The organism is Bordetella genomosp. 1, assembly GCF_002261335.1.
GTDB lineage: Bacteria > Pseudomonadota > Gammaproteobacteria > Burkholderiales > Burkholderiaceae_B > Bordetella.
The window spans coordinates 619,330-633,920 of sequence record NZ_NEVL01000002.1; the positions used below are offsets into that span (position 1 = coordinate 619,330).

General features: G+C 68.3%; 12 protein-coding genes. 11 read left to right on the forward strand and 1 reads right to left on the reverse strand.

What is annotated here, in order from left to right:
- Window positions 1–292: 292 nt before the first annotated feature.
- The 10 genes from aspT (at window position 293) to CEG14_RS07995 (ending at window position 11,797) form a co-directional block, all read left to right on the forward strand.
- A complete protein-coding gene (aspT, locus tag CEG14_RS07950) occupies window positions 293–1,999 on the forward strand; it encodes an aspartate-alanine antiporter (RefSeq protein WP_094825810.1) in 1,707 nt (568 codons plus the stop codon).
- 82 nt (window positions 2,000–2,081) lie between these two features.
- Window positions 2,082–3,908 carry an acyl-CoA dehydrogenase gene (locus tag CEG14_RS07955; RefSeq protein WP_094825811.1) on the forward strand — a complete coding sequence of 609 codons (1,827 nt, stop codon included), beginning with the start codon at window positions 2,082–2,084 and terminating at the stop codon, window positions 3,906–3,908.
- Between the two features lie 84 nt (window positions 3,909–3,992).
- The gene (locus CEG14_RS07960) at window positions 3,993–4,634 is read left to right on the forward strand and encodes a peroxiredoxin (RefSeq protein ID WP_094825812.1); all 642 of its coding nucleotides are present in this window, start codon (window positions 3,993–3,995) and stop codon (window positions 4,632–4,634) included.
- A gap of 232 nt (window positions 4,635–4,866) precedes the next feature.
- Complete coding sequence (locus tag CEG14_RS07965) at window positions 4,867–5,898, forward strand: sulfate ABC transporter substrate-binding protein (protein ID WP_094825813.1); 1,032 nt, start codon at window positions 4,867–4,869, stop codon at window positions 5,896–5,898.
- Between the two features lie 25 nt (window positions 5,899–5,923).
- Window positions 5,924–6,802 (forward strand): sulfate ABC transporter permease subunit CysT, encoded by an 879-nt coding sequence (gene cysT / locus CEG14_RS07970; RefSeq protein WP_094825814.1) that lies wholly within the window; start codon window positions 5,924–5,926, stop codon window positions 6,800–6,802.
- Entirely contained in the window at window positions 6,799–7,695 is an 897-nt protein-coding gene (cysW, locus tag CEG14_RS07975) for a sulfate ABC transporter permease subunit CysW (RefSeq protein WP_094825815.1), read from the forward strand. Before cysT ends, cysW begins: the two co-directional genes overlap by 4 nt.
- 11 nt (window positions 7,696–7,706) lie before the next feature.
- Window positions 7,707–8,780: a sulfate/molybdate ABC transporter ATP-binding protein gene (locus tag CEG14_RS07980; RefSeq protein WP_094825816.1), complete on the forward strand. Its 1,074-nt coding sequence runs from the start codon at window positions 7,707–7,709 to the stop codon at window positions 8,778–8,780.
- Between the two features lie 3 nt (window positions 8,781–8,783).
- Window positions 8,784–9,548: a phosphoadenylyl-sulfate reductase gene (locus CEG14_RS07985; RefSeq protein WP_094825817.1), complete on the forward strand. Its 765-nt coding sequence runs from the start codon at window positions 8,784–8,786 to the stop codon at window positions 9,546–9,548.
- Between the two features lie 9 nt (window positions 9,549–9,557).
- The gene (cysD, locus tag CEG14_RS07990; protein ID WP_094825818.1) at window positions 9,558–10,466 is read left to right on the forward strand and encodes a sulfate adenylyltransferase subunit CysD; all 909 of its coding nucleotides are present in this window, start codon (window positions 9,558–9,560) and stop codon (window positions 10,464–10,466) included.
- Between the two features lie 32 nt (window positions 10,467–10,498).
- Complete coding sequence (locus CEG14_RS07995) at window positions 10,499–11,797, forward strand: sulfate adenylyltransferase subunit 1 (RefSeq protein ID WP_094825819.1); 1,299 nt, start codon at window positions 10,499–10,501, stop codon at window positions 11,795–11,797.
- Window positions 11,798–11,935: 138 nt separating this feature from the next.
- On the opposite strand, the gene CEG14_RS26290 is transcribed toward CEG14_RS07995, so the two are convergent.
- A complete protein-coding gene (locus CEG14_RS26290) occupies window positions 11,936–12,820 on the reverse strand; it encodes a hypothetical protein (RefSeq protein ID WP_179280550.1) in 885 nt (294 codons plus the stop codon).
- 579 nt (window positions 12,821–13,399) lie between these two features.
- Between CEG14_RS26290 and CEG14_RS08005 the strand changes: the two genes are divergently transcribed.
- Window positions 13,400–14,539 carry a PA0069 family radical SAM protein gene (locus tag CEG14_RS08005; protein WP_373454183.1) on the forward strand — a complete coding sequence of 380 codons (1,140 nt, stop codon included), beginning with the start codon at window positions 13,400–13,402 and terminating at the stop codon, window positions 14,537–14,539.
- Window positions 14,540–14,591: the final 52 nt, after the last annotated feature.

Below are 14,591 nucleotides of genomic sequence, written 5' to 3' on the forward strand. Positions count from 1 at the left end.
GGCGCCCGGCCCGGCGCGATACCGCGCCGTGCCACGAGAAGCCGCGGGCCTGGCCTGCGGTTTTTTTTCGTCCATCGCGACACCAGCGGCGACGGCACTATCCGCAGTCTTGCGAATGGTGCTAACGTCTGCGGCACGGTTCCTGACTAGGACCAATCCCCGATTCGCTGCCGCGTCCCGCGCGCACCCTGCAAGACCGCAAGACCCTCCCAAAAATACCCATTCAAGGAGATGTCGGCATGGCTTGGAGCACTTCGGCGGTGCGCGCGATGGCGCGCGATGGAGCAGGGTCATGAGAGACCTCTCCTGCTCCGTGGGATTCTTCAACAGCGTGCCGATCGCCGTGGTGTTCATCGCGGTCGGCCTGGGTTACCTGATCGGCAAGCTGCGCATCGGCCCGGTGGAGCTGGGCGGCGTGTGCGGCACCCTGATCGCCGCGCTGCTGCTCGGGCAGACCGGCTGCCAGGCCAACTTCCAGGTCAAGGACATCGCCTTCGCCCTGTTCATCTTCGCGATGGGCTATTCCGGCGGCCCCGGCTTCTTCGCCAACCTCAATCGCTCCAGCCTGCGCTTCATGGTGCTGCCGCTGGTGGAGGCCGTGCTGGTGCTCGGCATCGCGCTGGCCGCGGCCCTGTTCTTCGGCTTCGATCCCGGCACCACGGCCGGCCTGGCCGCGGGGGCGGCCACCGAGTCCGCGGTGGTCGGCACCGCGTCGGAGGCGCTGCGCCACCTCGACCTGAACGCCGCGCAGGTGCAGCAGATGGAGGCGAACATCGCGATCGCGTACTCGCTCACCTATCTGGTGGGCATGATCAGCATCGTGCTGTTCACCAGCCAGCTGGCGCCGGTGTTGCTGGGCATCGACCTCAAGCGCGCGTCGCGCGAGCTGGAAGAGAAGCTGGGCGCGGTGCCCGAGGCGGACGAGGCCAACGTGCCGGCCCTGCCCAGGCTGGTGGGCCGCTCGCACCTGGTGCGTGATGCCGCCGGGCGCAGCGTGGGCGAGATCGAAGGCGAGCTGGGCGGGCGCACCGCGGTCACGCGCATCTTCCGCAACGGCGCCGCCGTCGAGCCCGATGGCACCGAGATCCTGCAGTCGGGCGATATCGTGGTGTTCATCGGCCTGCGCCGTTTCGCGCTGCGCGGCACCGCGCTGATCGGCCCCGAGATCGAGCTGCCGGCCGAACACGCCGACGCGCTCAACATGGAAGAGCGCAAGGTGGTGGTGAGCCGCAAGCGCGTGAACGGCCGCACGCTGGCCGAGCTGGCCCGGCGCGCCAGTGCCCATCATTCGCGCGGCGTGTTCCTGCTCGCCATCGAGCGCGCCGGCCACGACCTCCCCGTCATGCCCTCGACCGCGCTGCAGTACGGCGACGTGGTCACGCTGGTGGGAACCGACCCGATGCTGGGCGCCGCCGCCGAACGCCTGGGCGGCGAGCTGCGGCGCGACGGCACCACCGATCTGATCTTTCTGTGCGGCGGCATCCTGGCCGGCCTGCTGATCGGCAGCCTGGCCGTCACGCTGGGCGGGGTCCCGCTCTCGCTGGGCAGCGGCGGCGGCGCGCTGGTGAGCGGGCTGGTGTGCGGCTGGATCGCCGCCAAGCGGCCGCACATCGGCCACATCCCCGCGCCCGCGCTGCACCTCATCAAGGAGCTCGGGCTGGCGATCTTCATTGCCTGCGTGGGCTTGTCCGCCGGGCCGCAGGCGATTACGCTTTTGAAAGAGCATGGCCTGGTGCTGCCGCTGCTGGGCCTCCTGGTTTCGCTGGGCCCGGCCTGCGCCTCGCTCTGGATCGGGCACAAGTTCCTCAAGATCGAGGGGCCGCTGCTGCTGGGCGCGATTGCCGGCCAGCACGTCAGCACGCCGACGCTCAGCGCGGTGATCGCCAAGGCCGGCAGTCCGATCCCGATCCTGGGCTACACCGTCACCTATGCGATCGCCAATGTGCTGCTGCCGGTGCTGGGGCCGCTCATCGTGGCGCTGGCCTACCATGTAGGCTAGTGCCGGTATCCGCAAGTCAGTATCCGCCGGCGGGCGGCGCGCCATGGGCGCGGCCCGCCGTGTTCAATTCCACGGAGACACCATGACCTACACCACGCCAGTGCGCGACATCCGCTTTGCCCTGAACGAATTGGCCGGCCTCGAAGAGATTCTCAAGCTGCCGGGATTCGAGGAGGTCACGCCCGACCTGGTGGATGCGATCCTGGAAGAGAACGCGCGCTTCGTGCAGAACGCCATCGCGCCGCTCAACGTGGCGGGCGACACGCAGCCGCCGGTCTGGAAGGATGGCCAGGTCAGCACCACGCCGGGTTTCGCCCAGGCCTTCGCCGAATACGCGGCGGGCGGCTGGCAGGGCCTGCAGCATCCGCAGCAATGGGGCGGCCAGGGCCTGCCGCATCTGGTGTCGGCGCCGGCCGGCGAAAACATCCAGGCGGCCAGCCTGGCGTTCTCGCTGTGCCCGATGCTCACCGACGGCGTGATCGAGGCCCTGCTCACGGTGGGCTCCGAGGCGCAGCGCCGCACCTACGTGCCCAACCTGCTGGGCGGCAAATGGACCGGCACGATGAACCTCACCGAGCCGCAGGCCGGCTCCGATCTCGCGCTGGTCACCACCCGCGCGGTCAAACAAGACGACGGCTCGTATCGCGTGTCGGGCCAGAAGATCTTCATCACCTATGGCGAACACGACCTGGCCGAGAACATCATCCATCTGGTGCTGGGCCGCACGCCCGACGCGCCGCCGGGCGTGAAGGGCATCTCGCTGTTCATCGTGCCCAAGTTCCTCGTCAACGAAGACGGCTCGCTGGGCAAGCGCAATGACGTCTGGTGCGCCTCGCTCGAACACAAGCTCGGCATCCACGGCAGCCCCACGGCCGTGCTGCTGTATGGCTCGGGCAAGGGCGAGGTGGGCGAGGGTGCCGTGGGATACCTGGTGGGCGAGCAGAACCGCGGCCTGGAATACATGTTCATCATGATGAACGCGGCGCGCTATTCGGTGGGGCAGCAGGGCATCGCGCTGTCCGAGCGCGCCTATCAGCTGGCGCTGGCCTATGCGCGCGACCGGGTGCAGGGCCGGGCCATCGAGGGCTCCGCCGGCCCGGTCACGATCTCGCATCACCCCGACGTGCAGCGCATGCTGCTCACGATGCGCGGGCTCACCGAGGCCGCCCGCGCGGTGTCGTACGTGGCGGCCGCGGCACACGACAAGGGCACGCATCATCCCGACGCCGAGGTGCGCGCACGCAACCGCGCCTTCTACGAATATCTGGTGCCCATCGTGAAGGGCTTCTCCACCGAAGCGGCGGTGGAGGTCGCCTCGCTCGGCGTGCAGGTGCATGGCGGCATGGGCTTCATCGAGGAGACCGGCGCGGCCCAGCACTACCGCGATGCCCGCATCCTGCCGATCTACGAAGGCACCACGGCGATCCAGGCCAACGACCTGGTGGGCCGCAAGACGCTGCGCGACGGCGGCGCCACCGCCTATGCCTCGATCGCCGCGATGCGCGACACGCTCAAGGCGCTCGAAGCCGAAACCTCGCGTGCGGACGCGGCCGACCGCGAAGGGCTGCGCCTGCTGCGCGACAACTTCGACCAGGCCATCCAGGCCTACGAAGGCGCGGTGGCCTATCTGCTGGAGCATGCCAGCGCGCATCCGCGCGCCGTCTACGCGGGCAGCGTGCCGTACCTGATGCTGGCCGGCATCGTGCATGGCGGCTGGCAGATGGCGCGCGCGGCGCTGGTGAGCCGCCGCTACCTGGCCGAGGGCAGCACCGATGCCTTCTATCGCAGCAAGCTCGGCACGGCGCTTTTCTATGGCGCGCAGCTGCTGCCGCGCGCGCTCGGGCTGTCGGCCGCGGTGCGCGCCGGCGAGGTCACGGACGCCAGTGCGGCGCTTGCCGATATTGCATAAGGTTATATAAGGTTCTTATTTCCCGCAGGCCAGGTTTGATGCAAGAATCATCTGGCCACTCAACTTGCAGTCAGGAGATTCACGATGGGCCAACTTCGTCTGGGCGATACCGCCCCTGATTTCGAACAAAAGTCTTCCACCGGCACGCTGCGTTTCTACGATTACCTCGGCGACAGCTGGGGCGTGCTGTTCTCGCACCCCGCCGACTTCACGCCGGTGTGCACCACCGAGCTGGGCTACACCGCCAAGCTGGCCGACGAATTCGCCAAGCGCAACGTCAAGGTCCTGGCCCTGTCCGTCGACGGCGTCGACTCGCACCAGCAATGGATCGGCGACATCAACGACACGCAGTCGACCCAGGTCAACTTCCCGATCCTGGCCGACGAAGACCGCAAGGTCTCCGAGCTCTACGACATGATCCATCCGAACGCCAGCGCCACCGCGACCGTGCGCTCGGTGTTCATCATCGATCCGGCCAAGAAGGTGCGCCTGATCATCACCTACCCGGCCAGCACCGGCCGCAACTTCAACGAAATCCTGCGCGTGATCGACTCGCTGCAGCTCACCGACAACTACAGCGTGGCCACGCCGGTGAACTGGACCGACGGCGACGACGTCATCATCGTGCCGTCGCTCAAGGACGAAGCGGTGCTCAAGGAAAAATTCCCCAAGGGCTACAAGGCCGTCCGTCCCTATCTGCGCATCACGCCGCAACCGAATAAGTAAATGACTTTTCTGTAGGCGAGGCCGTTTTTCGACGGGCTTCGCCGGGGCCGGGAGTGCGCTCCCGCCACTATGAAAAAGGCCGTTTTTCCCTGGGAAAACGGCCTTTTTTCATTTTTCGATCGCAGCCGTTCTATATGCCTGGCGGCGATGAACTACCAAATAATGATTCGTTCCGTTCACAACGGCCGGCCGTCAAACTTGCATCCACTTACTCACATACCAAGGATGTACGATGCCTGCCCGTAATGCCGGAATCTTTACCGCGCTCGCCACGCTCGCCCTGACGTTCACCCTGGGCCTGCCTGTGGCGCATGCCCAGCAGAAGCAGACGCTGCTGAATGTGTCGTACGACCCGACCCGCGAACTCTATCGCGCCGTCGACGAGGCCTTCATCAAGGAATACAAGGCCAAAGCCAATACCGACCTGACCATCCGCCAGTCGCACGGCGGCTCGGGCCGCCAGGCGCGCTCGGTCATCGACGGCCTGGACGCCGACGTGGTGACGCTGGCCCTGGCCTATGACATCGACGCGATCGCCGACAAGGGCCTGCTGCCGCAGGACTGGCAGAAGCGCCTGCCGCTCAACAGCTCGCCCTACACCTCCACCATCGTGTTCCTGGTGCGCAAGGGCAATCCCAAGCAGATCAAGGACTGGGACGATCTGATCAAGCAGGGCGTGGAAGTCATCACGCCGAATCCCAAGACCTCGGGCGGCGCACGCTGGAACTACCTGGCGGCCTGGGCCTACGCGCTGCAGAAGAACAACGGCAGCACGGCCAAGGCGCAGGAATTCGTGGGCGAACTGCTCAAGCACGTGCCGGTGCTCGACACCGGTGCGCGCGGCGCCACCACCACGTTCGTGGAGCGCGGCGTGGGCGACGTGCTGCTGGCCTGGGAAAACGAAGCCTTCCTGGCGCAGGAAGAGCTCGGTCCGGACAAGTTCGACATCGTCGTGCCGTCGCTGTCGATCCTGGCCGAGCCGCCGGTTGCCGTGGTGGACAAGGTGGTGGACAAGAAGGGCACCCGCGCCGCCGCGCAGGCCTACCTCGAATTCCTGTACACCCCGGCGGCCCAGGAAATCATCGCCAAGAACTTCTATCGCCCGACCGACAAGACCGTGGCCGCCAAGTATGAGAACCGCTTCCCCAAACTGAAGCTGGTGACCATCGACGATCCGATCTTCGGTGGCTGGCGCAAGGCCCAGAAAGACCACTTCAGCGACGGCGGCACCTTCGACCAGGTGTACCAGCCGCAGAAGAAATAACGCGGCATAGAGCGGAATCGCGGACATGAGTTCAGTCTCCATCACCGCGGGGGGCGCCACGGCGCCCCGCCGTCGCAACGGCCCCGGCGTCCTGCCGGGTTTTGGCATTTCCATGGGCTTCACGGTGCTGTACCTGAGCCTGCTGGTGCTGATCCCGCTGGCCGCGCTGCCGATCAAGAGCGCGGGACTGGGCTGGGCCGGCTTCTGGGACACGGTGACCGCGCCGCGCGTGGTGGCTTCCTACAAGCTCACCTTCGGCGCCTCGCTGCTGGCCGCACTCGTGAACCTGGTGTTCGGCACCATCGTGGCCTGGGTGCTGGTGCGCTACCGCTTCCCGGGCAAGAAGATCGTCGACGCGCTGGTCGACCTGCCGTTCGCGCTGCCCACGGCCGTGGCCGGCATCGCGCTGACCGCGCTCTATTCCAAGAATGGCTGGCTGGGCGGGCCGCTGCTCGCGTGGTTCGACCTGAAGGTGGCGTTCACGCCGCTGGGCATCGTGATCGCGCTGATCTTCATCGGGCTGCCCTTCATGGTGCGCACGGTGCAGCCGGTGCTCGAAGACGTGGAGCGCGAGCTCGAGGAGGCCTCGGCCAGCCTGGGCGCGAGCCGCTGGCAGACCCTGCGCCGCGTGTTGCTGCCGGCGCTGTTCCCGGCGCTGCTGACCGGCTTCGCGCTGTCCTTCGCCCGCGCCGTGGGCGAGTACGGCTCGGTGGTGTTCATCGCCGGCAACATGCCGATGGTGTCGGAGATCACGCCGCTGCTCATCATCGCCAAGCTCGAGGAATTCGACTATGCCGGCGCCGCCGCCATCGCCAGCGTGATGCTGGTGCTGTCGTTCGCGCTGCTGCTGCTCATCAATCTGCTGCAAGGCTGGCAGACCCGCCGTAACGGGAGGCTCGCATGAGCGCCGATCATCGTCCCGACCACCTCACCGAGCCGCGCTGGGTGCGCGGCATCCTGCTGGCGCTGGGCCTGGGTTTTCTCGCCTTGTTCCTGCTGGTGCCGCTGGTGGCGGTGTTCACCGAGGCCTTCAAGCGCGGCTGGGAGGTGTATGTGGCCGCGATCACCGAGCCGGATGCCTGGTCGGCGATCCAGCTCACGCTGCTGGTGGCGCTCATCGCGCTGCCGGTGAACCTGGTCTTCGGCGTGGCCGCGGCCTGGGCCATCACCAAGTTCCAGTTTCGCGGCAAGCAGTTCCTGATCACGCTGATCGACCTGCCGTTTTCGGTGTCGCCGGTGGTGGCGGGCATGGTGTTCGTGCTGCTGTTCGGCTCGCAGGGCTGGTTCGGCGAGTGGCTGCAGGCGCACGACCTGAAGATCGTCTATGCCGTGCCGGGTGTGATCCTGGCCACCTTGTTCGTGACCTTCCCGTTCGTCGCGCGCGAACTGATCCCGCTGATGCAGGCGCAGGGCAGCGAAGAGGAGCAGGCCGCGCTGACGCTGGGCGCGAGCGGCTGGCAGATCTTCTGGCGCATCACGCTGCCCAACATCAAGTGGGGCCTGCTGTATGGCGCCATCCTGTGCAATGCGCGGGCGATGGGCGAGTTCGGCGCGGTGTCGGTGGTCTCGGGCCAGGTGCGCGGCCTCACCAACACCATGACGCTGCACGTGGAGATTCTCTACAACGAATACCAGTTCGCGGCCTCGTTCGCGGTGGCCTCGCTGCTGGCCCTGCTGGCGCTGGTCACGCTGCTGGTGAAGAACGTCGTCGAGTGGCGCAACAACAAATTGCTGCGCGACGCCTCGCTGCCGCTGGAGCGTCCGGTGGCCGCCGCGGCCCCGGCCGCCGTGGCCTGAAGGAGATAAACATGAGTATCGAAGTCCGTAACCTGTCCAAGCGTTTCAACGACTTCCGTGCGCTGGACGACGTGTCGCTCTCGATCGAGACCGGCGAGCTGGTCGCGCTGCTGGGCCCCTCGGGCTGCGGCAAGACCACGCTGCTGCGCATCATCGCCGGCCTGGAGTCGCCCGACCGGGGCAGCGTGCTGTTCTCCGGCGAGGACGCCACCGGCGTGGACGTGCGCCGCCGCCAGGTGGGGTTCGTGTTCCAGCACTACGCGCTGTTCAAGCACATGACCGTGTTCGAGAACGTGGCGTTCGGGCTGCGCGTGAAGCACCGCTCGCAACGCCCCTCGGAGACGCAGATCCGCGCCAAGGTGCACGAACTGCTGCAGCTGGTGCAACTCGATTGGCTGGCCGACCGCTATCCCTCGCAACTGTCCGGCGGCCAGCGCCAGCGCATCGCGCTGGCCCGGGCGCTGGCCGTGGAGCCGCGCGTGCTGCTGCTCGACGAGCCGTTCGGCGCGCTCGATGCCAAGGTGCGCAAGGAACTGCGCCGCTGGCTGCGCCGCCTGCACGACGAGCTCAACGTGGCCAGCGTGTTCGTGACGCACGACCAGGAAGAGGCCCTCGAGGTGTCCGACCGCGTGGTGCTGATGAACGCCGGCAAGATCGAACAGGTCGGCACGCCGCGCGAGGTCTGGGAGAACCCGGCCACGCCCTTCGTCTACGGCTTCCTGGGCGATGTGAACCAGCTGCACGGCCATGCCCGCGACGGCCAGTGGCGCGGCCATGGCGTGGCGCTGCCGGCGCCCGGGCTGGAGCAGGGCCACGACGTCGGCGCGGTGGCCTACATCCGTCCGCACGAGATCGAGGTGCTGCGCGCGACCGACGCCGGCGCCGACGGCTCGGGCGTGCCGGTGCGGCTGGCGCATGCCTATCTCGCCGGCCCGAGCGCCTTTCTCGAACTGGCGCGCGAGGATGCCGACGCGCTGATCGAGGCCGAGGTGCCCGAGCGGCTGTTCCGCGAACTGAATCTGAAAGAAGGCGAGGCCCTGCTCGCGCGTCCGCGCCGTGCCCGGGTCTTCGCCGCGCAGGCCTGAACCATGTCCGACGCCCTCATTCCAGACCCGCACGTCGCCACCCTGTGGCGCGAGCTGCAGGCGCGCCTGGCCGGCATCGCCGCCGAACACCCCGACGCGGTGCTGGCCTCCTCGCTGGCGGCCGAAGACATGCTGCTGACCCACGCCATCTTCGGCGGCGGGCTGCCGCTGGGCGTGTTCTCGCTCGACACCGGCCGGCTGCACGCCGAGACGCTGGCCATGATCGACACCGTGCGCGAGACCTACGGCCGCGAGATCGACGTGCGGCGGCCCGACGCCGATGCCGTGGCCGCGCACGTGGCCGAGCACGGCAAGTTCGCCTTCTATGAAAGCGTGGCGCTGCGCAAGGCCTGTTGCCAGATCCGCAAGGTCGAGCCGCTCAAGCGCGCGCTCGCCGGCCGCAGCGCCTGGATCACCGGCCAGCGCCGCGAGCAGGCCGCCACCCGGGGCGAGCTGCCGCTGGCCGAGCACGACCCGGTGTTCGGCCTGCAGAAATTCAATCCGCTCGCGGCCTGGAGCGAGGCCGACGTGTGGACCGCGATCCGCGCGCTCGGCATCCCCTACAACCCCCTCCATGACCAGGGCTACCCCTCGATCGGCTGCGAGCCCTGTACGCGCGCCATCCGGCCGGGCGAGGACGTGCGCGCCGGACGCTGGTGGTGGGAGTCGTCGGACTCGAAAGAATGCGGGCTGCATGCGGGCAACGCCGCTGCGCCGCGCAGCCAGATCATTTCGGTCGTGCCCGCGGGCACGACGCAATCGCACTGAGGAATAACCATGTCTGTCGTCGTCAACCGCAGCCACCTGGACTGGCTGGAATCGGAAGCGATCTATATCCTGCGCGAGGTCGCGGCCGAATGCGCCCGGCCGGCGCTGCTGTTTTCGGGCGGCAAGGATTCGGTGGTGTTGCTGCGCCTGGCCGAGAAGGCCTTCCGCCCCGGCAAATTTCCGTTTCCGCTGCTGCACATCGACACCGGCCACAACTTCGATGAGGTGATCGCGTTCCGCGACGCGCGCGCCGCCGAGCTGGGCGAGACCCTGCTGGTGCGCAGCGTCGAGGATTCGATCAAGCGCGGCAGCGTGGTGCTGCGGCGCGAGACCGATTCGCGCAACGCCGCGCAGGCGGTGACGCTGCTCGAGGCGATCGAGGAGCTGCAGCTCGACGCCTGCATCGGCGGCGCGCGGCGCGACGAGGAGAAGGCGCGCGCCAAGGAACGCATCTTTTCGTTCCGTGACGAATTCGGCCAATGGGATCCGAAGGCGCAGCGTCCCGAGCTCTGGAACATCTTCAACACCCGCGTGCACAAGGGCGAGAACATGCGCGTGTTCCCGATCTCGAACTGGACCGAGCTGGACGTGTGGCAATACATCGAGCGCGAGAAGCTGGCGCTGCCGCCGATCTACTACACGCACGAGCGCGAGGTGGTGCGCCGCCGCGGCCTGCTGGTGCCGGTGACGCGGCTGACGCCGCCGGCCGAGGGCGAAGTGGTGGAGCGCCTGCCGGTGCGCTTTCGCACGGTGGGCGACATCTCGTGCACCTGCCCGGTGGCCTCCGAGGCCCGCACGGCCGCCGACATCATCGCCGAGACCGCCGTGACCGACATCACCGAGCGCGGCGCCACCCGCATGGACGACCAGACTTCCGAGGCCTCGATGGAGCGCCGCAAGCGCGAAGGCTACTTCTGATCCGCGCGCGACATTCGACTCAGGGACACATCATGAACGCACTCAACGATTCTTTTCTGGGCGGCGCCGACAACGGCGTGCTGCGCCTCATCACGGCCGGCTCGGTCGACGACGGCAAGTCCACGCTGATCGGCCGCCTGCTCTATGACAGCAAGGGCGTGTTCGCCGACCAGCTCGACGCCATCGCGCGCGCCAAGTACAAGCGCGTGGCCGGCGACGGCATCGACTTCTCGCTGCTCACCGACGGCCTCGAAGCCGAGCGCGAGCAGGGCATCACGATCGACGTGGCCTACCGCTACTTCGCCACGCCGGCGCGCAAGTTCATCATCGCCGACGCGCCGGGCCACGAGCAGTACACCCGCAACATGGTGACCGGCGCGTCCACCGCCGACGCCGCCATCATCCTGATCGACGCCACCCGCGCCGCCGACGGCGTGCTGCTGCCGCAGACCAAGCGCCACAGCACCATCGCCAAACTGCTCGGCCTGCGCCACATCGTGGTGGCGGTCAACAAGATGGACCTGGTCGATTGGGACGCGGGCGTGTTCGAACGCATCCGCGACGCCTACGCCGCGCTGGCCGCCAAGCTCGGCATCGCGACGTTCCAGATCCTGCCGCTGTCCGCGCTCAATGGCGACAACGTGGTCACGCTGTCGCCGCGCACGCCCTGGTACCAGGGCAAGCCGCTGCTGTCGCTGCTCGAGGAACTCGCAGTAGACGAAGACGCCAGCAGCAAGCCGCTGCGCCTGCCGGTGCAATGGGTGTCGCGTGAAGGCGGCGATCGTGCCGACGATTTCCGCGGCTATGCCGGCCGGCTCGCGAGCGGCACGCTGCGCGCGGGCGACAGCGTGCAGGTGCAGCCGTCGGGCGTGAGCGCGGTGGTGCGCGAGGTGCGCGTGCATGATCGCGTGCTCGATGCCGCGTACGCGGGCGACTCGGTCACCGTGGTGCTCGACCGCGACGTCGATGTGTCGCGCGGTGATGTGATCGTGCACGAGCAGGCACCCGCGCGCGTGAGCCGCGAGTTCGATGCGGAGCTGTGCTGGCTCGACACGCAGCCGCTCAATCCCGCGCGCCGCTATCTGCTCAAGCATGGCACGCGACTGACCTCTGCGAAGATCCGCGCGTTGCACACGCGTCGCGACATACACGAGTTGCAGGAGGTGCCGAACGATGCGGGCGCGCTTGCGATGAACGACATCGGACGCGTGTCGTTGATCACGCGCGAGTCGCTCGCGGTCGATGCGTATGACGAGATCGCGAGCAACGGCGCCTTCATCCTGATCGATGAAGCCACGCATCAGACGGCAGCGGCCGGCATGTTGCGCTGAACGTCAAGAAGAGACCGAAAAATCGCTGTTGTTTTTCGGCAAAGTGCTTATTAATCAACGACTTGTCCGCGATTTAACAAGTCTTTCGGCAATCCCGCAGACAGCCCGGGATGAGTTGCGGTAAAGTCGGTTAGCGGTTCAGGGCTTGCAAGAAGTACTGGTTTTTTGTACAGTACTTTCATGGCTAGCACTGAACATTCGCTTTCCGCCGGTTCTGGGTCCCCGGCTGCCGCCCCCGCCGCCTCGCGCGGTCGGGGTGCGGTTACTAATGTTCGCCACCGCTTCCAGCAAGACGACCGTGAAATCGTCCATGATGGCTGGCAAGAGGGGCTTGTCGATCTCGACGCCGGGTATCCGGAGGATGGTCACCCCCTGGCCACTCCGGAAGCGGCTGCAGCCGGCGTCCGCGCCGGCCGTTCGCGCCCCGCAGCGTCTGTCCCTGAATATCGTCCGGCCGCCGCCGGGGTTCGCGGTGCCGATGCATGCGCCGAGGCCCGCGGGGATGCCGACGATTCCGTCCCCGAATATTTCGACCACGCCGACGCCGGCTATCGGCGCGAGCGCTTCGACGACGCCTACGATCCCGCCGATTTCCGCCAGGCCGATCCCGACGAGCTCGAGGCGGTCGCCCTGCGCGAGGATGGGTCCGATATAGGTGTCGATCTCAGCCCTGACGACGGCGAAACCACCGTCCGCATCGAGGCCGAGCCCGTCGCTACCGACGACTACGACCTCGCCGTCGACGAAGACTATTCCGATATCGATGAGGGCGGCCGCGGCCGTCCGGCCGGCGCCGCGAGCGTCGCCGGCGTCGCGCGGTCGCGCGGCGCGGCAGCCGCGGTCTCGTCCAGCGCCCGCAGCGGCTTCTGGGATCGCGTCTCCGCCTCCGGCGCCAGTGCCGCCGCGGTGCCGCGCAAGGCCTGGGCAGGGCAGGGCGCCGGCCGTCTGTCCGGCCACGATCCCGATCTGGATCAAGACGCCCTGCACGACCCGCTGCACGACACCCTGCACGATCACCTTCAAGATCGTTCTCACGAGCGCGGGGCCGTTGCGGCCTCCCACCGCCGTGTCCCCGCTGCCGAGGCCGCGCCGGCGCGCGCCGCGCTGGAGCTGCGGGCCGCGCGCACCACCGTGGTCTATCCGATGGCCTATCCGCCCGCGCCGGCGCGCTTCGGCGTGCAGGCGTCGTTGTCGGCGCTGGTGATGCACGATGCCGCGCACGATGGCGCGGATGCCGGGGCGGGATCGCCCAGCGGCGCGCCGCGCGCGTCCGGGCAGGGCGCCGATGCCGATCCGGCCGGTGCCAACACCTCGCCCTACACCGGCGCCGATGCGGGCGCGGCCCGCGCGCTGGCCCTGGCCCTGCAGGCGGCCGCCGCCCAGGCCGCGTTCGACGCGGCGCAGGCGGCCAAGGCGGTCCAGCGGAGCCAGGCAGCCCAGGTTGCTCAGGCTGCGGCCGGCGATGCCGCACACGCCGCCGCGCCGGATGGCCTGTCGGGCCCGGCGCCGCGTGCCGGCGCGGCCGATGGCCACGGCGATGCTGCCGAGGACGATGGCGGCGATGCCGCCCCTGCCGACACCGCGCTGGCGGTGCCGCGCGGGCTGTCCGCCGAATTCGCGCCGGTGGTGTTCCATCCGCGCCGTGGCGTGCTGCCGGGCTCGGTGGCGCCGGCGGCGCCGTCCCGCCACGATGCGGCGGCGCTGCGCGGCGGCGTCCCGCCGGCCGCGAGCATCCTGCCCACCGGCGGCGCGCTCAAGACCACGGTCAAGGCCGAGCAGGCGCGCAAGCTGTTGTCGCGCAACGATTCGCCCGACATTCCGTTCGATCAGGCGGTCAATCCCTATCGCGGTTGCGAGCATGGCTGCGTCTATTGCTACGCCCGTCCCACCCATGCCTACCTCGGCTATTCGCCCGGCCTCGATTTCGAAACCCGGCTGATCGCCAAGGCCAACGCGGTGGAGGCGCTGCGCGCCGAGCTCGCGCGGCCTGGCTATGTGGTCTCCCCGATCAACATCGGTTCGGCCACCGACGTCTACCAGCCCATCGAGCGCACTTGGAAACTCACCCGGGGCCTGCTCGAGCTGATGGACGAAACCGGCCATCCCGCCACGCTGGTCACCAAGAATGCCCTGGTCGAGCGCGACCTCGACATCCTGCAGCGGCTGGCCGCGCGCAACTTGATCACCGTCTACATCAGCATCACCACGCTCGACACCGCGATGTCGCGCACGCTTGAGCCGCGCGCCTCCGCGCCGTGGCGTCGCATCCAGGCGGTGCGCACGCTGGCGCGTGCCGGCATTCCGGTGGGCGTGCTGGTGGCCCCGCTGATTCCGTTCATCAACGACGACGCGCTCGAACACGTGATCGAGCACGCCGCCGCGGCCGGCGCGCGTTCGGCCAGCTACACCGTGGTGCGCCTGCCCTGGGAAGTCAAAGACGTCTTCGAGACCTGGCTGCACACGCATTTTCCGGATCGCGCCCAGCGCGTCCTGCATCGCATCGAAGACCTGCGCCAGGGCCGGCTCAATGATCCCGACTTCGGCACGCGCATGCGCGGCACCGGCGTCTGGGCCGACCTCCTCAAGCAGCGGTTCCAGGTCGCCTTGCGGCGCTTCTCGATCCGCAACGAGCGCCACACGCTGTCGTGCGAACACTTCGTGGCGCCGCAGCTCGCGCCGCGCGTGTCGCGCCGCGAAGCCGCCGAGCGGGCGCGCCGGGAAGGTCAGATGGATCTGTTCTGACGCGTGGGCGTCAGCGTGAATCGTGCCGGTCTTCGGGCCGGATGGGTGGGCC